We start from the raw sequence: 21,034 nt of genomic DNA, 5'->3' as shown, positions 1-21,034 counted from the left end.
AGACTTACGGATGACGGGTGATCAATGGCGAGCGCTTCGTACCGAGGTTTCGCAAATGGCCAGAAGTTCCGGCATCAATTGGTGGCACGAGTGCGTAGCAGATGGGCGAGTTCGTCGCGATCCGCGATGCCGAGTTTGGTGAAGATGCGGTAGAGGTGTCCCTCTACGGTGCGCGCGGACACGTGGAGCCGTTCGCCGATTTGGCGGCTGGACAGGCCCGCGGCGACCAGTGTGGCGACCTCGCGTTCTCGGTCGGTGATGGGAAGCGGCCGTTCGACGGCGGCGGTGGCTGGCGTGTGCAGCCCGCACTGGCTGGCGCACCAATGGGCATGCGTGGAGGACTCTAATTCCTTGATCCGACTGTTGGCGCGAGCGTGTTCACGAGCTGCGTGGGCCGCGGCGTCGGCGGCCAACGCCATCGCTCCGAGCTTCTCGAAGCGCCCGGCGGCATCATCGAGGAGATCACCGTCGTGGTTGGCTAGACCGCGGCCATGCGTCGCGACAATCTCAGCCATCGGATTGCCCAGCAGGTCGGCGAGTTCGCGAAGTCGCGCGGATGCGGAACGGTCGCCGAATCGCACCGCCGTGTGCAGCGCGCGCACCTCGACGGGCAGCATCTCGGCACGGCGCGCCAACTGCGCGGCCCGCTGCGCATGCGTTCGGGCAACGGTGGTTTCACCAACCGCGGCACGTTCCCATGCTCGCGCCAGTTCAAGTTCCGGCCAGAACACGGCCACCTGGGGGCCGGCAGAGGCTTCGGCCTGGCCCAATGCCGCTGCCGCCGCGGCGGTGTTTCCGCGGGCTGCTTCGGCCTGGGCATGCCAGGCGGCGGCCAGCATGACCCAACCCCGCGGGAGCGACTCGACCATCACCGACAGCGCGCTGTGCAGTCGGTCGCACGCTTTGGTCAAGGCGCCGCGGCCAAGATCGACGCACCCAGCCATGGCGTCCACGATCGAATTGGCTTGCGCTTCACCGGCTGTCATTTTGCGGTAGCGGACACAAACCTGGTCGGCCGCAACGAAGTCTCCGGCGGCAGTAAGCGCCAACACCTCTGCCAAGCCGATGGCGAAGCGCTGTAGCCCGGACTCACATTTTTGCGCGGCGGCTAAACCTCGCTGGGCGATGGCGGGCACCTCCCTGAATCGGCCGCGCAGCGCCAAGGCGCCGGCGGTGGCTGACGCGACCCATACCATCGCCAACGGGACCTGGTTCGGCGCCGCGCACGCCGCCGAACCCACCGAGATCGTCTGGGTCAGCTGACCGGCGAAGAAGTCGAAAGATACTTCCATCGCCGTCACCAAACCGAGCATGGCCGGCGACGCGACGCGGTCGCGAACCACGCTCAACGCGGACCGCGCCGCGTCGACGTCCCCGCATGCCCAGTAGAGGTTGGCGGCTCTCGTACAACCCCAACGCACCGTTGCCAGCGCGTCGCTGCCATCGGGATCGAACGTCGCGAGCAGCGACTCTGCCTCGTCACCGCGGCCCTGCCAGCTCATCGCCTCCGCCAAAACGACCGCCGCGGTCAGGCCCCCACCGTGCGCGTAGGCAAACAGCGCAAGCTGTTCTCCCAGAATTACATTCGACATGGTAACCGCGCTCGCCGCGGCATGAGTGATGACATGTAGGTCGGGAGTCAAATCGCTGCAAATCATCAACCGCGCCAGCTGAATCTCGGCGCAGACGTCGACTGGGGCACCGCGCGCACCCGGTGACCCCTCCCGCTGGAGAGCCTCCGACAGGTGCGCGACCAGCGCGGTGTTGATATGTCGTGATCGCGCCACGCCGCCGCGTTTGATGACCACGTCGCGCAACACCGGGTGGGCGAGTCGGGCAATCGTGTGCGATCCGTCGGCGACCAACTGAATCGCTCCCCGGCGCTCCGCGCGAGCAACTGCGTCCGTATCGCACAACTGCCGCAATATGCCCCAGTCCAGCACCTCGGCCGCGGCAACGACTTCGACCACCTCGTACTCGTCAGCGGCCATGGTTTGAAGCTGAGCCTCCAAGAGGTCGTTGAGGTCCGTTCCGACCTGCAGCGGGCCCTTTAGGTACCACTTCCCGCCACGCTGAATCAGATTGCCAGTTTCTACCGCAGCGGTCAGCAGACCGCGCAGTACCAACGCAATCCCGGCGGAGAGCTCATGCAGCTGGTCGATCACGGCGTCTGAAATCACTCCATCGAGCACCGTGCGGACAAGCTCCCCAGTCTGGGCGCGCGTAAACGGCTCGATGTCGATGCGGATCAGGTGCTGCTCTTTCCACAGAGCTGTCACCGCGTCGGGAATCTCGGGACCGGATCGAATGGTCACAACCATCTTTGCGATGCCACTCGCGGCGACTTGATGAACCAGCAACGCCGACAACCGATCAAGCAAATGGGCGTCGTCGACGACCATCAGCAGATCTTCCTCCCGCGCTAACGCCCGGTGTGCGCCCGCCAGCAATACCGCCGGCTCGTGGGCTTCGGCCACGGGTACCCAGCGCTCGAAAGCCGCCAACGGGATAGCGCGCGCCGTGTTCGTACCGAGCACGAATCGCTCATGCAGCCCAGTGGATTTCAGCTCGTCCGCCAGAAAATGGGCCAGTGCTGTCTTGCCCACTCCCGCTCCACCAATGAGTACAACACCGCGATACTCAGAATGCGTCTGAAGCACGTCCAATGCGCGCTGCAACTCTTCGGCACGGCCGACGAATGGCCAATTCAACACCAGTCGTCCCCCTCTCCCGGACCGGGAACCGACCGCTAGCTACCGCGAGGCCTGACTTTACCCCGGCCGGAGCCGCGTGGTGATCAAACGAGACCCGCCACCAGGGGCGTTCGCCGCAAGAGAGAATGAGTACGGCAACGGACCGGTGATCACATCGTGCGCCGGTATTGACCCTCCGGCGCGACGGTCAATTGGGGCCGACCGAAATTAGAGTGTTCGATTACTCTAGGTCGCCCGCGTGCACGCCTTCTAACGTCAGAGGCCGGCGGGCCCGATTCTCTGCCCCTGCCGAATTGCGCATCCCATATCGAATGGTGTTGAGGTGGAAGGGTTTCCGATGTCGCACGTCATCGTGGTGAACAGATTCCAGTTGTTCGCCGCCGCAACGGCGATAACCGCGCTGGGGTGGTTCACGTTCTCACCGCCCGCGCATTCGCGTCCGACGGTCCCCCTTGCCCCGGCCTGCAGCCAGTGGGGCTTTCCTGGCGCCTTTTCACTCAAGCAATCCACCGGGGACACGGTGCGCTTCAACTCCACGGGGCCGGTGGCAGGCGGAACGGCGCACGCCACGGGCGGCGTCAACGGTGCGTTTGACGGCAACGTTACCGGCGGCATCCAGGGTGACAAAGTCAACTTCCTCATAGAGTGGGGGATAATTTACGCAAATCAGTCATGGCCGTCGCAGGGACGCTATACAGGCCTCGTGGGTAACGACGGCTTCGCGCACGGCGACACCCACGACGAGTCGGGTGGCGCCTCCGGGCACTGGGATTCCACTGTCCCGCTCGTGTGCGTCACGCCCGCGGCACCCCCACCGGTTGCCGCGCCACCACCAAATCCTCGTCTGTCAGAGCCGGCGACAGAGGTCCCGAATCGACGCTCGGTCCCGCCCCTCGCCCCCCCGGGGGCGCCAATGGCAACAGTGCGCAGCGATGTGGATGTCTACGATGCTCCCGGTGGCAATGGAAAGAAGATCGGGATCCTGCGCAGTGGCCGCCAGGTCAAGCTGGTGGGAAGCTGCAAACCGAATGACTGGTGTGATGTCGTGATTCCAGAACTGCCAGCCGGTAATGGCTGGGTTTGGGACCAATTTCTCCAGTTTTGAGCAGAGCGATTCAAGAGCGAATCCACCCGAATTGTCATGCCGAGCGGCAGTGCGCTTCGAGCTGTCCTCGCCGCCAACGGAATTAGAGTATCCAATTACTCTAGGTTGCCGGCCCGCACGGCTCTAACGTCGGAGGTCGGCGGGTCCGAAACTCTCCACCTACCGAGCAAATCGCTTCCTTGCCGAATAATGTTGAGGTGGAAGGGCTTCCGATGTCGTACGTCACCATGGTGAACAGATCCCAGTGGCTCGCCGCGGCAACCGCGGTCAGCGCCGTGGGGTTGTCTCTGACGATCTCACCACCCGCGCAAGGCCGCCCGATGTTTCCGCTGGGGCCGCCCGCGTGCAGCCAGTGGGGCTTTCCCGGACACTTTGCGCTCAAACAGACTATTTACGGACAGACGGTGAGCTTCACCGCGACCGGACCACGCGCCAACGGAGCACTGGCTGAAGCCAATAGCGGCGAGTATCACGGCCCCGTCACTGGCGGCATCACCGGTAACCAAATCGACTTCACCATACCGTGGCGCGGCAGGGGAGCACCCGATGATGCGCCGCTGATGTCGAAGGGACGCTATCAGGGCACCGTGGGCGCCGATGGCTTCGCGCACGGGGAAACCCATGACGAGTTGGCAAACGACCACTCGCACTGGGACTCCACGGTTGCGCTCGTGTGCACCACCCCCGCGGCACCCGCGGCGGGCTCTTCAGGCCCGGCCGCTCCGGCGGCGCCACCGCCTCCGCCTGCGGCCGCCGCTACCGCCCGCCTAGCTGTCAACCCCACGGGCCCAACAACCTTGAAGACCGGCGCGAGCGGAACCTACACCGTCACCATCAGCAATCCGGGGGATCTTGGCGCGCCGGTCGAGTTGTTCATCAGCTTCAACGGCAAACTGCGGCAGACCGGCCCGGTCAATGCGTCCGGCGGGTTTGACTGCGCCGTCAACAACTATGCCGGCGGCACCTCATCAGTGCATTGCACCGTCGGACAATTCGGCGCAAAGGCGACGGCGAACATCACGGTGCAAGGGCAGGGATCTGCGCCCGGCGCGGGTCAACTAGTCGCGAACATCAACTCTTCTGATCCCGCGGCCCAATTCCTCCAGAAGTCCCAGCAACTGAACGTCACGATCACCTAGTTTCAGGTCTTGCGCAGCGGCGCGGGGTTCCACAGGCCGCTGCGCGTGGCCGTTCCCAGCTGGAGTTCGGCGGGCTGGGCGTTGGGGTAGTAGGGCGTCAGCCGTTGCAGCGAGCCCCAGTCGCGCGACCAGTCGTCCTTCAGGTAGGTGGCCATGGTGGTCGCCTTTACCAGCAGCTCGGTGACGCCGAGCGGTCCGCCGCCGTTGTTGTCCATCACCGGCGAATTGGCCTCGGCGCCGAAACGGTCCGGCAGGATGCGCCATTTCGGCGTCTCGTCGACGCCGTTCTGATGGCCGAACGGCCGCTGGCAGGGGAACGCCAGCCCGACCAGCCAGTCCAGGAACACCGGGTCCCGCGACCCCACCACGTCCTGCAGCGTGCGCAGCTGGGGAATCCGCGGCGGTGTGAGCGCGATCCAGTGCTGCGGCGCCAGGTCTTCGTCGTCGGCGACCAACCGGATCTGGGTGGCGCCGGTGGGGATGGCCGACAACGGCAACCGCAAGTTGCGCCAGGCCGGGGAGGCCCCCACATCGGCGAGCTGGAACGACCCACCGGGGTGTCCGTGCGCCGCTTCGTCATCGGTGGCCCACTGGACCTGGACCTCGCGGGGGTCGAAGCGCCCGGCCGCGCTGACCACCAACAGCGGCCGTGCCTGGTCGCGGCCGGGCAGTCGGTACCAGCCTGATCGGAGGTGGGCCGGCACCTGGATGCCGGGACGCCAGCTGCCCAGGACGGGGGTGCGCGACGGATCGAGGTTGTAGGGCAGCTGGGCAACCGAACCGTTGATTCCCGGCGCCGGAGTGGTGCCGCCCTCGGTGCCGGCCTCGGCGCCGGTGACCAGCTTGTCGTCGTTGATGAAGCTGCGGTCACCCGGACGCTCCATCACCGGGTCGGCGCGGACGTCCGCGGGAATCCCGTTGGGCGTGAAGGCTTCCGAGAGTCCCGCGCCCAGGGCGTCGCCCGCGGTGGCGCTCACCGGCGACAGGGTGCCGGCGTTGGGATCCTGTTCCACCAGCACGTCCTCGGCCAGTCCGCAGGATTTGCCGGTCAGCGCCTCGAGGTTGGAGCGGCCGACCGTCCACGCGGGGTATTGGTCGGTCATCGCCAGGGTCAGCGACGCAACCTCGAACACCACCAGCACCCACGTCGCAATTGCCAACGGGGACTGGACGATTCCGGCCATGCGCGCCCCGTACCGGGTCTTGGGCGGCCCGTCGTTCAGCGAGACGAAGTGGAACCAGGCCGCCAGCAGCAGCACCACGACGGTCAGCCCGAGCAGCGCGGTGGCGAAGGCATAGTGCCACGCCGGGAACGAATTCGACCATGGCACACCGAAGTTGGACACGTACCACCAGCCGTTGACGCTGGCGAAGGACAAGGCCACCAGGAACAGCACGACGGCGGCGAACATGGTGCGGTTGCGCCGGGACCGCATCGCCACGGAGGTCACGGCGATCGCGGCCAGCGCGCCCAGCGGCCCGGCCAGCCCGGCGAACACCCCGAAGTGGTGCGTCCACTTGGTGGGAGTGAACATCATCGCGATGAACGAGATGATGGTGATCCCGAGGATGCGGCGGCTCGGCCCCGCGGCGGTGCCCGGAATCCGGCCCTTGCGCAACGACATGGCGACCGTGATCCCGAGCGCCAAAACCAGCGCCAGCACGGCGAAGCGGCGGGCGACCGACCCGTCGGGACTGGCCATGAACAGCCGCTCGTAGCGGATGTGTTCGTCGAACCAGCTCAGGCTGGGCCCGACGGCGCGCTTGAGCATGCTGGCCTGAACCTCGCCGGCCAGGGTCTGGTCGCGGAAGATCAGGATGGCGGTGACGGTGACCGCGGCGAACAGGGGCGCCACCAGCGGCAGCGCGCCGAACCGCTTGGACCGGCGATGCAGGATGGTCCGCAGCGGCCCGATCGCGACGAGCAGCGCACCGATCGAGGCGATACCCGTCGGCCCGGAAAACAGCGTCAGCGCACCGATGATGCAGGCGACCGCCACCGGCAGCAGGCGGCTGGTGGCCACCGCGCGTTCCACCGAGCACCAGGTCAGCAGGATGCCCAACGCAATGATCGGCTCGGGCCGCAGGCCGTTGTTGAGCGGCAGCCACACCGCCAGGAACATGCCGGCGGCCGTCCACGCCGCACCGCGGTTCAGCTTCACGGCGTGACCCAGGCGCGGCATGACTTCTCGGCTGATGACCCACCAGCACGTCAGCGCCATGGCCAAGGTGGGCAACCGCATCCAGATGCTGGCGGTGCTGACGTGGGCCCACAACGCCAGCAGGTCGTAGTACCAGCCGAAGGGGGCCTCCGGCGTGCCGAACCAACGGTAGTAGTTGGCCATGTAGCCGGCGTGCTCGGAAACCCGGGCCATGGTCAGGATGTAGCCGTCGTCGGACGTATTGGCCCCGACGAACTGCCACCACACCAGCACGGCGATCACCAGGGCGTCCAGGCCGCCGACCGACCACCACCGCGACGGCAGGAAGCGGCGATGCCGGGTGGCCCCAGCGGTTTCGAAGGCGGTGTCGAGCCGGTGCAGCGCGACCAGGGCGGCGGCGGTCAGGACGACCCCGAGGATCATCGCGGCCATCTTGAGCTGGGTGGGGCTGCTGCTGTAGCGGGTGTCTACGGTTGCCGAGAAGCTCAGGCCCGGCGGTGCCGGCCCCGCCAGATCGGTGAAGACGCCGACGATTTGGGGCCGGAAGTCATAGCCGCTCTTCTCCCCGCGCAGCGGCGAGCCGGGATGCTCGGTGTTGAGTCCCTGGGTGAGCCCGACGAACTCGGCGGTGACGCGGTCGGCGTGCGCGGTGAAGGTCAACCGCTGGCAGGCGGGGCTGAGCACCTGGTTCATCGGGGCGGTCACCACCGCGACGTTGCGCACCACCACCACCAGGTAGTCGTTGGCGCGTTGGATGAGCAACCCGCGGTCGACGGCCTTGGGGGCCTGCTTGGGCACCGTCGACAACAGCACCGTCTTCGCCGTATTCGCCGGGCCGGCCAGCCCGGCGGCGGCCTGGCACGGCACGGTCACGTTGAGGTCGGTGGCGACATAGCCGATCAGCGGCGCGTCGACACTCTCGAAGTTGCCGTTCTGCGGCCAGTTGAGCTGTGCGGTGGTCTGGTTGACCGGCAGCAGCGGGGTGGCGATGGCCAGCAGGGCCCCGAGCAGCCCGGCGACGGTGGCAACCAACCGAGTGATCCGGTGGTTCGCTCCCGTGTCGGTCACGGTGGTAGATGCTAGTTCTTCGACGCTGGGTGGCGAGGTGTCGGTGCTCATGAGCGGCTTGTCGGGGGCTTGCGGATGGCCACCACGAACGGGCCGGCGCTGTGCACGACGAACTGCGGGCTGTCGAAGAGGGCCGCCCGCAGGTCGACGGTGTAGCGACGGACGTTGGGCTGGTTGGGATACACGTCCTCGGCGAGCCGCAGCGTGTAGTTGCCGTTCGCGCCGCGGCGCATGAGAAACACCGTGGGCGGTGGCCAGGGGCAGGTGTCGAGCGCGTGGATGAGGTCGTCGGCCGACTTGAGCTTGGACCACTTGTTGATCTGGGCGGCCCGCAGATCGAACTGCGCGAGCGGGTTGGCGTAGTGCGACGTCAACCCCTGGAATCCCCAATAGGGATAGAAGGACAGGAAGCTGTAGTCGGCGGTCATCACGACGGTCTGGTCGCGGGGCCTGCCGGTCACGGTCGCGATGGCGTGGTCGATGTCGGGGTAGAACTTCTCCGAACTCGGCGGCCGGCGGTCGCCGCGCTGGCCGTTGCCGTCGGTGTCGGTGTAGGCGATGGTGAGATCCGGGCGCAGCACGTCGGGGATGTCCTGGCTGAACGCGATCGCGGCGGCCAGGCCCACGGCGCCGGCGACGGGCAGGACGGCCCGCCCGCGCGCGGACAGCGCCCCGACGGCCTCGAGGAAGCCGAACGCCCCGGCGGCCACCAACAGCACGGTCAACGTCGGCTGCAGCCGGAAGGACAGCAGCGTGGTGCGCGCCAGCGTGGTCAGCATCGACAGCAGCGACCACAAATAGACCGCCAGCACCCCGATGGCCAGGGCCCCCGCCCGCACCGAGGAACCGGCCCGCACCACCAACCAGAGCGCGCCCAGCAGGCAGACCGCGCCGAGCAGGGAGAACTGCAGCATGGGGAAGGTCAGCACGGCGCCGTCGGCCGGTAGGTAGTGAAAGGCGCTGCCGGAATTGCTGACCGGGCTGCGGACCGCCCGCAACAGGAACGGCAGCCAGGTGGTGCTCGCGATCGCCGCGGCGATGACCGCGATGAGGGCCAGCCGGCGCAGCGGGTCGAGCGCGGCCCCGAAGCCGCCGCGCCGCCAGCGCGCACCGGCCAGCAGTAGCGCCATGAGCAACACCGTGAACGCGCTGAAGGCCAGCAGCAGCGAGTACCAGGTGGCCGTCCAGCCGAGGAATAGGCCCGCACCAACCACGGCGGCCCAGCCGCCGTTGCGCTCGCCGCCGCGCAGACCCGACCAGGTCAGCACCAGCACCGGCGGCAGCAGCACGGTGATCATGGCCGCGTAGGGCTCGGGCGAGCCGTAGGCGAGCGTCGCCGCCGCCGTCGCGGTGGTGACGATCAGCGCGTACTCGAAGCGGACCATCCGCCACCACAGCACCAGGGCGACGGCCACCGCGATCGTGATCGAGGTGACGGCCCACGGCTTGTAGACCTCCCAGGCCGGTGTTCCGCTCAGCGCCGCGGCGCGCCCGCCGATCCAGAACCAGCCCGGGGGGTAGAACGGCGGCAGCCCGATGTAGGTCATATCGCGCAGGGTGGGGCTGTCGGCGAGCCGGGTCAGGTATTCGGTGCGGAACTGCTGGTCGACGGAGATGCCGAACAGGTACAGCTTGGTCGCGCCCAGCGGCATGCCCAGCGTCACGACGGTGAACGCGGACACGAACACCAGCCCGCCCAGCTGCGCGAGCCACCGAAACCTGCCGGAGCGCCCCCATGCCCAGCCCACGGCGACCAGACCGGCCAGGCAGCCGACCTGCCCCACGGTGGTCAGCGCGTGCAGCTGGTTGGACGACGGGAAGGCCGGCCACTGCACGCGGGAGATGGCGGCCAGCGAGACCACCGCGACCGCGACGGCCACCGCCACCGCGACCGCCATCTGGCCCAGGCTGGCCAGCGCGTTGCGCATGATCAGATTGGCAGCTTGCGGAAGACGCTCCGCGGGATGTGTCGCAACACCATCATCACGTAGCGGAATGCTGCTGGCGCCCAAACCAATTCCTTACCTTTTGCGGCGGCGGTCACGGCGAGGTTGGCGACATACTCCTTGTCCACGGTCAGCGGCGCTTCCTTGACGTGCGCGCTCATCCGGGTACGAACCTGACCCGGGCGGATAACCAGGACGCGAACGCCATACTCGCACAACGCTTCTCCGAGCCCCAGATAGAAGCCGTCCAACCCCGCCTTGGTGGAGCCGTAGACGAAGTTGGATCGCCGCACCCGCTCCCCGGCGGCCGAGCTCATCGCGATGATCTGGCCGAAGCCCTGAGCGCGCATCTTCTCGCCGAGCAATACACCCACTGAAACGGCGGCGGTGTAATTGATTTCGGCGGCCAAGACGGCCTTGCGCTGGTCCTGCCACAGCTCTTCGGCGTCACCGAGTATGCCGAAGGCGACGATCGCCACGTCGACGTCACCGTGGGCGAAGGCCGCCTCGATCGTCTTCGGATGACTGTCGGGGTCGGTGGCTTCGAAGTCGATCATCTCCACCGACCGCGCGCCCGCCGCCTTCATCTGGGCGACGGCGGCGTCGCGGCCCGGGTCATCGGGCATGGCGGCCAGCACGATGCGGGCATGCGCGTTCTGCAGGTAGCGCTCACAGATGGCCAGCCCGATCTCGGAGGTCCCGCCGAGCAGCAGGATGGTCTGCGGATTTCCCACGGCATCTAAAACCATTGGCGCACCATTACAACAACTCCAAACGTCGGGCCATGTCCGAGGCGAACACCCCGGCGGGATCCACCTTGCGGCGCACCGCGATCCACTCGTCGATGCGCGGGTACATGGCGTGGAAGGTCTCGGCGCTCGCGCGGGAATCCTTGGCGGTGTAAACCCGGCCGCCGAATTCCAGTACGCGCCGATCGAGTTCGTTGAGGAACTCGTTGATACCCGGCTTGTTGGGGAAGTCCATCGCGACGTTCCAGCCGGCCATCGGGAAACTCAGCGGCGCGCGGTTGCCCGGCCCGAACAGTTTGAACACGTTCAGTGCCGAGTAGTGGCCGCGGGTCTGGATCCAGCGGATGATGGCCTTGAACTCGTCCATCGCGTCCGGTGGGACGAGGAACTGGTGTTGCGCGAAACCCATTGGGCCGTAAGCGTTGTTCCAACCACTGACCAGGTCGAGCATGTGGTAGAACTGCGACAGGTTCATGATCTTGCCGGTGTAGTTGCCGCCCAGCCGGTAGTACACCTCGCCGATCGCCATGAAGGACAGCTTGTTCATCGCGCTGACGGGAAATACGTTCGGCACCGTCAACAGTTGTGGCGCATCGAATTTCAGCGGGTTCCTGGCAAGCTTCTCGGGCAGTTGGTCCAGCTTCGCCAGGCTGCCGCGGCTGACGGCGGCCCGGCCGAGCTTGGGGGGTGGACTGATCAGGTCGAACCAGGCGCTGGAGTAGGTGTAATTGGCCTCGCTGCCGTCGAGGTGCACGGCGACCGTTTCGTCGAGGTCCTTGGTGGCCACCCCGTCGGCGACGAAATAGGCCGTCTCGGTGGGCGTCATCTCGATGGTCGCGCGCAGGACGATCCCGGTCAGGCCGTTGCCGCCCACAGTGACCCAGAACAGCTCGGCGTCGTCACCGTCGGGGGTGAGGGTGCGCACGCTGCCGTCGGCCATGAGCAGGTCCATCGAGCGCACGTGGTTGCCGAAGCTGCCCGCGCTGTGATGGTTCTTGCCGTGGATGTCGCAGGCGATCGCGCCGCCGACGGTGACCTGACGGGTGCCCGGCAGCACCGGAACCCACAGCCCGAACGGGAGCGCCGCCTTCATCAGCTGGTCCAGGCTGACGCCCGCGTCGACGTCGACCAGCCGGGTGTCGGCGCTGATCGAGTGGATCCGGTTGAGGCCCGTCATGTCGATCACCAGGCCGCCGCCGTTTTGGGCGTTGTCGCCGTAGGACCGGCCCAGCCCGCGCGCGATGACGCCCCGGCCGTTGGGGCCGCCCGATTCGGCTACCCGGGCGACGGCCTTGGCGATCACCTCGGGGTCGCGGGTCGAAAGCACCTCGGCCACCGACGGCGCGGTGCGGCCAAAGCCGGTCAGCCGGGTGGTGGTGGTCGGAACATCGGTGCTCAACATCGTCAAAGAGGGTACCGCTTGCGAACGTCGGCTCAGCGGATGCGGAAGATTACCGCCCGCTGCACGACGAAGTTGATCACCGTCGCGGTGCCCTGCGCGATCACGAACGCGAGGGGTATCGCCCACCCGCGGTAGTGCATAAGCGCAAGGCACAGATGGTTGAGCCCGACCTGCACGGCGAAGGTGATGCCGTACAGAACCATGACCGCGACGAACCGCGCGGTGCTGGGGGCCGCCTGGAACGTCCACCGGCGGTTGATCAGATAGGCGGTGATGGTGCCGACGACGAAGCTGCTGGCCTTGGCCAGGTCGACCTGGATTCCGACGGCCTTGTACAGCGCCAGGTACAGGCCGAAGTCCACGATCCCCGCCAGCCCGCCGGTGACGACGAACCGCGTCACCTGTGTCGTCAGACTCAACTGCGGGCTCGGCGGCGCGGCGTCGGGCAGCGGGGCAACCATTGGGGGGAGTTTAACGGGGCCGCCGGGGCTTCCCGGGACCCGGCGGGAGGGGTTAACGGGGCAGTTTGACCGATATCAGCTCGACCTGATCCTCGCCCTGCGGGGTCGAGTAGGTCACCGTGTCGCCCGCCTTGTGTCCGGCCAGGGCCTGAGCCAGGGGGCTGCGCGCCGTCAGCGTTTCGCCTTCCCGGCCGACCGGCGTCTCTTCGACGATGGAGATCACGTGCATGGTGACCACTTCTCCGTCGGAGAATCGCAGGGTCACCTCGGTGCCACCCGGCAGCGTTTCCGATGCGTCGGGCCGCGACGGCCCGGTCCGCATGCGCCGGTCCAGCTCATTGATCCGATCGCTGAGCCCAACCAGCTCCTCGGCGCGCTGAATCGCCTCGGCCGCGTCGCCGTGATCGCCCACCATGCCGCGGTCGTTCCTGACCTCGACCTCCAGGCGGTCCCGCCGCTGCCGTAGCCGCTCCAGCTCAGCGGCCAGGTTCGCCCGCGCCGCATCCGCCGCTGATTGGACCTTTTTGCTCACGTCGGTGGACCTTTCGCCCAGTTGCTCAAGTGGCGTTCCAGTGTCGCACCACGACGAGGCGGCCGCCACCATTATCGGGTAAGCGGCGGGTCCCACTCAGCGGCTGGTGGAGCCGGAGTCGGAGTTCGTGGTGAGCGGCGGTGCGCCGTCCTCGTCCTCGTAGTAGTCGACGGTGCCCCGCAGGGCCTCGAAGATGGCCCTGCCCTGCGCGACCAGGCCGCTGGCCACCTCGGTCAGCCCTTCGGCGCCGTTGAGCACGGTCACGTTGGCGTTGGCGAGCCCCCGGGCCGCCTTCTCCACGATCTCGGGCAGCTGGTCGATGAGCGCCTTGTCCAGCGCCACGCGGTTGTGCGACGCCGCCGCCTCCGCCTGGATCTTCATCTTCTCTGCGTCGGCGACCGCCAGGATCCGGACGCGTTCGGCCTCGGCCTCGGCGGGTTTGACCACCTCGGCGACCAGTTCCTGCTGGCGCAGCTCGGCGGCGCGCTGGGCCAGTTCGGTGCGCATCTGCAGCACCTCGCGCTGGGCCTCGGCCTCGGCGAGCGGCCCGGCCTGTGCGGCCTCCGCCTGAGCCTTGTCCACCTCGGCCTTGTACTGCGCCTTGACGATGGCGGTTTGGCGGGCGAATTCGGCCTGCTTGCGCTGGGACTCCTGCTCGGCTTCGGCGGCCAGCTGATTGGCCTGCGCCTGCGCGATCTGCGCCTGCTGCTGGATCGCGGCGTTGTGCGGTGCCGACATGGCGTCGATGTAGCCCAGCCCGTCGTCGTCGATGGACTGGATCTGCAGGGCGTCGACGGTCAGCCCGATGCGGGCCATCTCTTCCTTGGACCCGTCGAGGACCTCGGTCGCCAGTTTCTGGCGCTCCCGGATGATCTCCTCGACGGTCATCGACCCGATGATCGAGCGCAGGTGTCCGGCGAAGATCCGGCCGGTCAGCACGGACATCTGGTCCTGCTCGGACAGGAATCGTTGTGCCGCACTGATGATGCTCTCGGTGTCGTTGCCGACCTTGAAGGCGATCACCGCGCGGACGTTGAGGGTGATGCCCTGTTGGGTCACGCACTTCTCGGCGACCTCGGCCTCGCACATGGCCAGCGTCAGGAATCGGGCCTTGCGGAAGACCGGCAGGATGAAGGCGCCGTGGCCGGTCACGACGCGGAACGGGGCGTTGCTTTTGGTGCGGGCACCGGAGATGAGCATCGCCTCGTCGGGGGCGGGCACCTTGTAACCGAGCATGGGGACTCCTTTTCGGGTTTCGCTGTTGTATCTCGGGCGATCCGGGCGGTCAATTCGGATCAGGCGAGGCCCTGCCAGGGCTCGACGACCACTGTCCGGGTGCCCCTGACTTCGACCACCAGCACCTCGGCGCCCTTCGGCAGGGGCTCGTCGGACCACGCCAGGAAGGCCTCCTTGGCGCCCCGCACGGTGACCAGCACCTCGCCGGCGCCACGGTCCCCGCGGGTTGCCACGGTCAACGTCCCAACACAGCCGATTGCCGCGGCGTCGCTCACGAACGCATACTCCCGCATCGGCAATGCGGGCGTCGTGTTTCGTCTAAACGGGCCCCGCCGTGAGGGTGACGACGTTGTTACGGCTCTCCCGGGCCTTTATCCGGGACACCCAGACCCGGCCACCGGTCGCCAGCCCGACGATGGCTTCGACCGTTTCGAACGTCCAGGCGGCCGTGCCCGCCATCCCGGTGTCGTCCATGATCCGTAGGTCGATGACCCCGCGGTCGGCCAGCAGTTCGAACAGATCGCGCTGCGGGTCGTCGACCGCGATCAGCGTGGTGTGGTCGAACTGGTCGCGCAGTGCCACCCTGACCTCGTCGAGGGTGCCCTCGTCGATCACCGCGTCGGTGCCGGCTTCGGTTTCGGCACAGGCGAACTCGATGTCGAAGGCCCGCTCGTAGCCGTGCAGGAAGAAGCGTTTGCCGTGATTGGCCCACGAGCGATGGCAGCAGGGCAGGTTGTCGAACAACCTGCGCAGGTGGAACCTGGCCGTGCGGCCCAGTGGCGCGTCGGCGCGGTGCATGGTGGCCACGCGGTCGCCGTCGACGAAGATGGTGTTGCGCATGGGCCCCAGCCTCCGGGGCACGCCTTGCGGGATCCTCAAAGAATTCTTGGAGCCGTCCCCGATCGCGGCCGGTGCCTATCGTGGTAGCTATGTACGCCGGTCGTAGGCAGTGGGCGCCACCGATGGCGGCTCTGCTGTTTGTTGCCGCCCTGTTCTCCGCGGCCGCGGCGTCGGCGGACCCATCCGGCGACGCCTTCTTGGGGGCCCTTGCGGATAACGGGATCGTGCTGAACGACCCGGGCAACGCGATCGCGATGGCCCGGAGTGTGTGCGCCGGACTCGACAAGAACCAACGATCGAGCATCCTGGCGATGAAGGTGATGAAAGAGGCCAACCTCTCGGCGCGACAAGCCGGGTTCTTCGTCGGCGCTTCCGTGTCCGCCTATTGCCCGCAATACAAAGGGCAGACCGATGGTTCGTTGGACTGGCTGAATCCGCTGCCCCCGCTGATGTGAGCTACATCGATTGCCCGGCTCCTCACGCCGCTTGCGCGGCGCACCGTCGCCGGGCTGGACCCCTACACCCAGTACGGCACCCGGGCGCGGTACTGCCGCATCGCGAACGCCGCCAAAACCCAGCCGGCGACCGTCAGCACCCCGACCACGGCCCAGTGCCGCAGCTCCTGATGGGCGCCCAGCAGCGGGGCGCGAACGATGTCGAGATAGTGCAGCAGCGGATTGAGCTCGACGATCTTCGACCAGCGCCCCGCGCCCTGCTGCCGCAACGTGTCGTCGTTCCAGATGATCGGCGTCATGAAGAACAGCAACTGCACGACGGAGAACAGCAGGGGGCCGATGTCACGGTAGCGGGTCGCCAGGATGCCGAAACACAGTGACACCCATATGCAATTGAGGACGATCAGACCCAGCGCCGGGATCACCGACAGATCCGCCCACGACCACGCCTTGGGATAGATGACCGCGATGACGGCGTAGATGACGATGTTGTGCGCGAACAAGATCATCTGCCGCCACACCAGCCGATAAACATGCACCGACAGGGGCGTCGGCAACTGCTTGATCAGCCCCTCGTTGGCGACGAAGACGTCGGCGCCCTCGAGGATGGCCGCGTTGATGAGGTTCCAGATGATCAGCCCGAGCGTGACGTACGGCAGGTGCACGGAGAGCTCGAGGTGAAACAGCTTGGAGTACAGGCCACCCATGGCGACGGCGGTGGTGCCGGTCGCGATGGTGATCCAGAACGGCCCCAGCACCGAGCGGCGGTAGCGCTGCTTGATGTCCTGCCAGCCCAGGTGCAGCCACAACTCGTGCCGACGGAAGCCGGCGACCAGATCGCCCCGGGCGCGGGTGAAGGTCCGCGACTGGGCGGCGGCGTCGATGAATGTCAAGTGGAGCCTCCCGGCTTGCCGAACTGCTCCCGACGCCCCAAGCGGCGCAACCGAATCCACTCGGCCAGCCCCTTGGGGTCGCGGCGGGTGATCAGGAAGTACCAGCCGAACCGAACCCACTCCTGGACCAGCAGCTTGCGCAGGCCCGGCTGTGACAGCAGGTAGCCGCGGTTGCGGTAGGTGTAGAACCGCTTCGTCGGATTGTCGGGATACTGCGTGTGCATGCGGCCGCCCAGAATGGGGCGGAACTCGTCGGATCCGCACGGATGCAAGTAGATCGCGTCCAGGCAGGTGCCGAATGGCAGGCCGGACCGAACCAGCCTGCGGTGCAACTCCACCTCGTCGCCGCGGATGAACAGCCGCATGTCCGGGACGCCGACCGCATCCAGGGTGGACGCCCGGAACAGCGCGCCGTTGAACAGCGACGCGATCCCGGGCAACAGGTCCTGTCCCGTTTCGGTGCGCAATTCGCTTGTGCGCCTGCGCCATACCAGGCCACGGCGCAACGGGAACGCCAGCCGTTCCGGGTCTTCGGAGTTGCACACCATCGGCGATACTTCGGCCAGGCCGTGCTTCTCGGCGCAGGCCAGGAGCGTGGCCAGCACCCGGGAGTCCTGCGGGCGACCGTCGTCGTCGGCCAGCCACACCCAGTCGGCGCCCTGCGCCAGCGCGTGCAGCATGCCGAGCGCGAAACCGCCCGCACCGCCGAGATTTCGGCGGGAGGGCAGGTAGGTCGTCGAGATCGGTTGGGCGTCAACCAGTTCGCGGATCCGGGCGTCCGTGCCGCCGTCGTTGTCGACGACGATCAGCTGATCCGGCGGCCGGGTCTGCGCGCTGAGCACGTCCAGCGATTTGGCGAGTTCGTCGGCGCGCCGGTGCGTGACCACGACGGCGATGATGGATTCACTCATCCCCGGATGCGCTCTGCGCCAGCGGTTCGTCGGTACGGCCCTGCAGGCGGGTCTCCTCCAGTACTTCGCGCACGTGGCGGGCCGCGTCCGCGCCCTCGTAGGCGCGCACCACGTCTTCGATGTCGCCCGCCTGGCGAATGACTCCGTGGTCGATCCACATCGCGGTCTTGCACAACCGGGCCAGGAATTCGTTGGAATGGCTGGCGAACACCAGGATTCCGGACCGCTCCACGAGGCCCTGCAGCCGCGACTGCGCCTTCTTCAGGAAGTCGGCGTCCACCGCGCCGATGCCTTCGTCGAGCAGCAGTATCTCCGGGTCGATGCTGGTGACGACGCCCATCGCGAGCCGTACCCGCATGCCCGTCGAGTAGGTGCGCAGCGGCATCGACAGGTAGTCACCGAGCTCGGTGAACTCGGCGATCTCGTCCACCTTGGCCAGCATCTGCTTGCGGGTCTGCCCGAGGAACAGCCCGCGGATGATGATGTTCTCGTAACCGGAGATCTCCGGGTCCATGCCGACACCCAGATCGAAGACCGGTGCGACCCGGCCGGTGACCTTCGCCCACCCCCTGGTGGGTTCGTAGATACCCGAAAGCAGGCGCAGCAGAGTCGATTTCCCGGCCCCGTTGTGACCGACCAGGCCGACTCGATCGCCCAACTCGAGCGACATGGTGATGTCGCGCAACGCCTCGACGACCACCACGTTGGAGCTGTTGCGGCCGATCGTGCCGCCCGCCTTGCCCAGGAAGGCTTTCTTCAGGGAGCGCGACTTCGCGTCGAAAATGGGGAATTCCACCCACGCGTTGTGCGTCTCGATGTGAGGACCTGCCACCGTGTTTCGCTTACAGGTACTGGCCGTGCCCGGACGCGCCCGGCTTGCCGACGCCGGGGGGCAGCGCGCCTTGGCGCATGTTCTCCAGCTGCGCGCGGGCGGCCATCTGCTGGGCGAACAGTGCCGTCTGGATGCCGTGGAACAGCCCCTCCAGCCAGCCGACCAACTGGGCCTGGGCGATGCGCAATTCCGCGTCGGAGGGCGCCGCGTCCTCGTTGAACGGCAGGGTGAGGCGATCGAGCTCTTCGCGGAGTTCCGGCGCCAGGCCCTCTTCCAGTTCGCGGATGCTCGTCGCGTGGATTTCGCGCAGGCGGTTGCGGCTGGCCTCGTCGAGCGGGGCGGCGCGCACCTCCTCGAGCAGTTGCTTGATCATCGTCCCGATGCGCATCACCTTGGCGGGCTGCTCAACCAGATCGGTCAGGGAGCGCTCGTCGGAGTCGTCCTCCGTTACCGCCGTGATCCGCGGGTCGCCGCCGCCGATGATCTCGATGCCATCGTCGTCGTTGCGGGTAGTCAATCCATCACCATCCTTTGCGGACTAAGAGTGCGGCGCCGCGCCGTTTCCGCGCCATTCGTAGATTCGGGCTCCACCATTGTCGTAGATCAGCGCCCACGACTTCGATTTATCCAGTGACACTAGTCCGTCGGGCACGGCGAAGCCCCGGACCGTCGGCGTGCTGGTGTAGATGTACCGGATATTGAGCGCTTTAATCGCCTCGACCACCCGCGGATCGGACTCTCCCTTGCGGGCGCCGGCCCAGAAGATGTACCGGTTGGGTCCGGGTCCCATTTGCTGGGGGTAGTCGTAGTGGGTCCACAGCGGGTGCAGGTCGGCGACGGCGTACATCCACGCGGTGCCGTCGGTGTTGGCGTTGCCGATCACGGTGGTGTGCGCGCCCGGAAGCGTGGCCAGGTAGGCCATCGCCATCAGGTCGCGTTGGTCGATCATCACCGAGTCGTACTTGTCGCCGAACAGGACCAGGTGTCGATAGAAGTAGTGGCGGGCGGTGAATACCGTCGTCGCCAGCAGCAGGACGGCCGTGGCCGCGGTCCAGACCGGCGCGGGTAACGGCTTGGACCGGTCGGCGACGCGCTTGGCCCCGGCGACCACTCCCGCGACGATCACGAACAATGCGACGCCGGCCATAGGTTGCAGCAGCAGAGTGATGGCCGCCGAGATCCGGCGCGGGTCCTTGTAGAAGAACTCTCCGAACGCACCGGCTACCGCGCCGAGCGGGCCGCCCAGCGGTGTTCCCGCGTCGACGTCCACCACCGCCAACAGCAGCCAGACCGCCAGCGGCCACCAGATCCTCTTGTAGGCGAAGATGATCCCGCCGAGGATCGCCAGCGATATGAGCCCGTACTGGTACGGGAAGTCGTTGAGATGGCGCGTGTGCTGGAATACGGCGTCGAACAGGCCCCGCTTCTTGCTGAGGTGGGTCAGGAACGAGTGCCCGGCGATGATGTCTTCCTGCTGCCGCACGCTGATGAACTGTGGCAACAGGATCAGCCCGGTGGCCGTCGTCACGCCGGCGAGCGTCACGACATCGGCGACCCGGCCGCGCACCGGACGCCACAGCACGTCCAGCAACCACCAGGCCACCATGAACAGCACGACGATGAACCCTCCGGTCAGGTGGACCGACATCACCCCCACGAAGGCCAGCACCGCCATCGGGATGCGGTCGCGGTGCCGCAGCGTCGAGGCGATCAGCACGAACGTCGGAACGATGACCCCGTAGGCCGCCAGGTTGGGCATCGCGGCGACGCCGAACTCGACGTAGGGGAGGGCGGTGAACGACGCCGACAGCGCGGCGGTGGTCGCGGCCGCGGCGGCGGTGCGCCACTCACACCAGGTGCCGCGCAGCAGCCGCCAGGCCAGCATCGCCGCGCTGGTCGGGAACAGCCACACCGAGGCCGCCACCGAGCTCAGCGTGTAGCCGGTGGTGGGCGCGGCCCCGGTGAGTTGGCAGAACACCGCCACCCACGCGTGGAACACCGACGGGTAGTACAGCGTCTGGTGCGTTTCGACGTTGCGCAGCTCGCCCATGTGCGTCGACGACGCCTGCCCGGTGTCGAGGATGAACCGCACCTCGTTTGCGTGCCAGACCGCGTCCCAGGTGCTGGGGATGGTCTGCCAATGGGCGGCCAAACCGCGGTACGCCGCCCACATGATGAGCAGCGACCCGAGCAGCACCCCGGCCGCCACCGTCACCGCCGGCCAACGGCCGATCCCGCGGGCTTCGGCCTCGGTGTCGCGGTAGCGGCCGACCAGCAGCTGCAGGACCGTCATCACCAGACACACCACGACCAGCGTCGCCAGCGCGGTCCAGCCGTTCCACGGGATTCCGACCGCACCGAACGGGATGATCGCCAGCGCGATCGCACCGTAGGTCAGCGCCGGGCCCACCGCGACAGCGACAGGCCAACTCAGCTGGCTGATTCGCGCGATGATCGCCCCGGGCGCTATCAGCAAAAACAATGCGATCAGCGTTCCGAACCAGAGGCTCACTGGACTATTATGGCTGGCCGGGTGTCCCGCCTCTCCGAAGCCACCGGCCGGCTGGAACGGCTTGAGCGTTCGGGCAC

The 21,034-nt window shown here is 67.3% G+C and carries 18 protein-coding genes; 3 read left to right on the top strand and 15 right to left on the bottom strand.

Annotation, left to right across the window (positions count from 1 at the left end):
- Positions 1-74: 74 nt before the first annotated feature.
- A complete protein-coding gene (locus tag A5781_RS06060) occupies positions 75-2,678 on the bottom strand; it encodes a LuxR C-terminal-related transcriptional regulator (protein WP_067202732.1) in 2,604 nt (867 codons plus the stop codon).
- Positions 2,679-3,051: 373 nt separating this feature from the next.
- Here A5781_RS06060 and A5781_RS24845 point away from each other — a divergent pair, with 373 nt between their 5' ends.
- Positions 3,052-3,819: an SH3 domain-containing protein gene (locus tag A5781_RS24845; RefSeq protein ID WP_082939223.1), complete on the top strand. Its 768-nt coding sequence runs from the start codon at positions 3,052-3,054 to the stop codon at positions 3,817-3,819.
- Between the two features lie 212 nt (positions 3,820-4,031).
- Positions 4,032-4,958 (top strand): hypothetical protein, encoded by a 927-nt coding sequence (locus A5781_RS06055; protein WP_156624432.1) that lies wholly within the window; start codon positions 4,032-4,034, stop codon positions 4,956-4,958.
- A gap of 2 nt (positions 4,959-4,960) precedes the next feature.
- On the opposite strand, the gene A5781_RS06050 is transcribed toward A5781_RS06055, so the two are convergent.
- The 9 genes from A5781_RS06050 to A5781_RS06010 all read right to left on the bottom strand — a co-directional run bounded on the left by A5781_RS06050 (position 4,961) and on the right by A5781_RS06010 (position 15,354).
- A complete protein-coding gene (locus A5781_RS06050) occupies positions 4,961-8,239 on the bottom strand; it encodes an arabinosyltransferase domain-containing protein (RefSeq protein WP_067202651.1) in 3,279 nt (1,092 codons plus the stop codon).
- On the bottom strand, positions 8,236-10,116 hold the full coding sequence (locus tag A5781_RS06045) for a galactan 5-O-arabinofuranosyltransferase (protein WP_067202649.1): 1,881 nt from the start codon (positions 10,114-10,116) through the stop codon (positions 8,236-8,238). The genes A5781_RS06050 and A5781_RS06045 overlap by 4 nt, the downstream gene beginning before the upstream one ends.
- A 2-nt stretch (positions 10,117-10,118) precedes the next feature.
- Positions 10,119-10,883 (bottom strand): decaprenylphospho-beta-D-erythro-pentofuranosid-2-ulose 2-reductase, encoded by a 765-nt coding sequence (locus A5781_RS06040; RefSeq protein ID WP_067202646.1) that lies wholly within the window; start codon positions 10,881-10,883, stop codon positions 10,119-10,121.
- A gap of 10 nt (positions 10,884-10,893) precedes the next feature.
- Entirely contained in the window at positions 10,894-12,285 is a 1,392-nt protein-coding gene (locus tag A5781_RS06035) for an FAD-binding oxidoreductase (RefSeq protein ID WP_067202643.1), read from the bottom strand.
- 32 nt (positions 12,286-12,317) lie between these two features.
- Positions 12,318-12,746, bottom strand: coding sequence for a GtrA family protein (locus tag A5781_RS06030; RefSeq protein WP_067202641.1), 429 nt, complete (start codon positions 12,744-12,746; stop codon positions 12,318-12,320).
- A gap of 52 nt (positions 12,747-12,798) precedes the next feature.
- Positions 12,799-13,278 carry a GreA/GreB family elongation factor gene (locus A5781_RS06025; protein WP_066953603.1) on the bottom strand — a complete coding sequence of 160 codons (480 nt, stop codon included), beginning with the start codon at positions 13,276-13,278 and terminating at the stop codon, positions 12,799-12,801.
- Between the two features lie 96 nt (positions 13,279-13,374).
- Complete coding sequence (locus tag A5781_RS06020) at positions 13,375-14,514, bottom strand: flotillin family protein (RefSeq protein WP_067202638.1); 1,140 nt, start codon at positions 14,512-14,514, stop codon at positions 13,375-13,377.
- Positions 14,515-14,573: 59 nt separating this feature from the next.
- Positions 14,574-14,789, bottom strand: coding sequence for a hypothetical protein (locus A5781_RS06015; protein WP_082939227.1), 216 nt, complete (start codon positions 14,787-14,789; stop codon positions 14,574-14,576).
- 43 nt (positions 14,790-14,832) lie between these two features.
- Positions 14,833-15,354 carry a 6-carboxytetrahydropterin synthase gene (locus A5781_RS06010; RefSeq protein WP_082939222.1) on the bottom strand — a complete coding sequence of 174 codons (522 nt, stop codon included), beginning with the start codon at positions 15,352-15,354 and terminating at the stop codon, positions 14,833-14,835.
- Positions 15,355-15,443: 89 nt separating this feature from the next.
- On the opposite strand from A5781_RS06010, the gene A5781_RS06005 reads away from it, so the two are divergent.
- Positions 15,444-15,809, top strand: a complete 366-nt coding sequence (locus tag A5781_RS06005) for a DUF732 domain-containing protein (RefSeq protein WP_067202632.1) — start codon at positions 15,444-15,446, stop codon at positions 15,807-15,809.
- Between the two features lie 62 nt (positions 15,810-15,871).
- Here the strand turns inward: A5781_RS06005 and A5781_RS06000 are convergent, their stop codons facing one another.
- The 5 genes from A5781_RS06000 to A5781_RS05980 are packed head-to-tail and all read right to left on the bottom strand — an operon-like array spanning position 15,872 to position 20,957.
- Positions 15,872-16,702 carry an ABC transporter permease gene (locus A5781_RS06000; RefSeq protein WP_067202629.1) on the bottom strand — a complete coding sequence of 277 codons (831 nt, stop codon included), beginning with the start codon at positions 16,700-16,702 and terminating at the stop codon, positions 15,872-15,874.
- Positions 16,699-17,613, bottom strand: coding sequence for a glycosyltransferase (locus A5781_RS05995; RefSeq protein ID WP_067202625.1), 915 nt, complete (start codon positions 17,611-17,613; stop codon positions 16,699-16,701). Before A5781_RS05995 ends, A5781_RS06000 begins: the two co-directional genes overlap by 4 nt.
- Positions 17,606-18,445 (bottom strand): ABC transporter ATP-binding protein, encoded by an 840-nt coding sequence (locus A5781_RS05990; protein WP_067202623.1) that lies wholly within the window; start codon positions 18,443-18,445, stop codon positions 17,606-17,608. Before A5781_RS05990 ends, A5781_RS05995 begins: the two co-directional genes overlap by 8 nt.
- A 10-nt stretch (positions 18,446-18,455) precedes the next feature.
- A complete protein-coding gene (locus A5781_RS05985) occupies positions 18,456-18,962 on the bottom strand; it encodes a bacterial proteasome activator family protein (protein ID WP_067202620.1) in 507 nt (168 codons plus the stop codon).
- Between the two features lie 21 nt (positions 18,963-18,983).
- Complete coding sequence (locus tag A5781_RS05980) at positions 18,984-20,957, bottom strand: DUF6541 family protein (RefSeq protein ID WP_067202617.1); 1,974 nt, start codon at positions 20,955-20,957, stop codon at positions 18,984-18,986.
- Positions 20,958-21,034: the final 77 nt, after the last annotated feature.

It is taken from the genome of Mycobacterium sp. 852002-30065_SCH5024008, assembly GCF_001665645.1.
Lineage (GTDB): Bacteria > Actinomycetota > Actinomycetes > Mycobacteriales > Mycobacteriaceae > Mycobacterium > Mycobacterium paraffinicum.
Note: the sequence above shows the minus strand (reverse complement) of the source record. Positions and strands in the feature narration are given on the sequence as shown.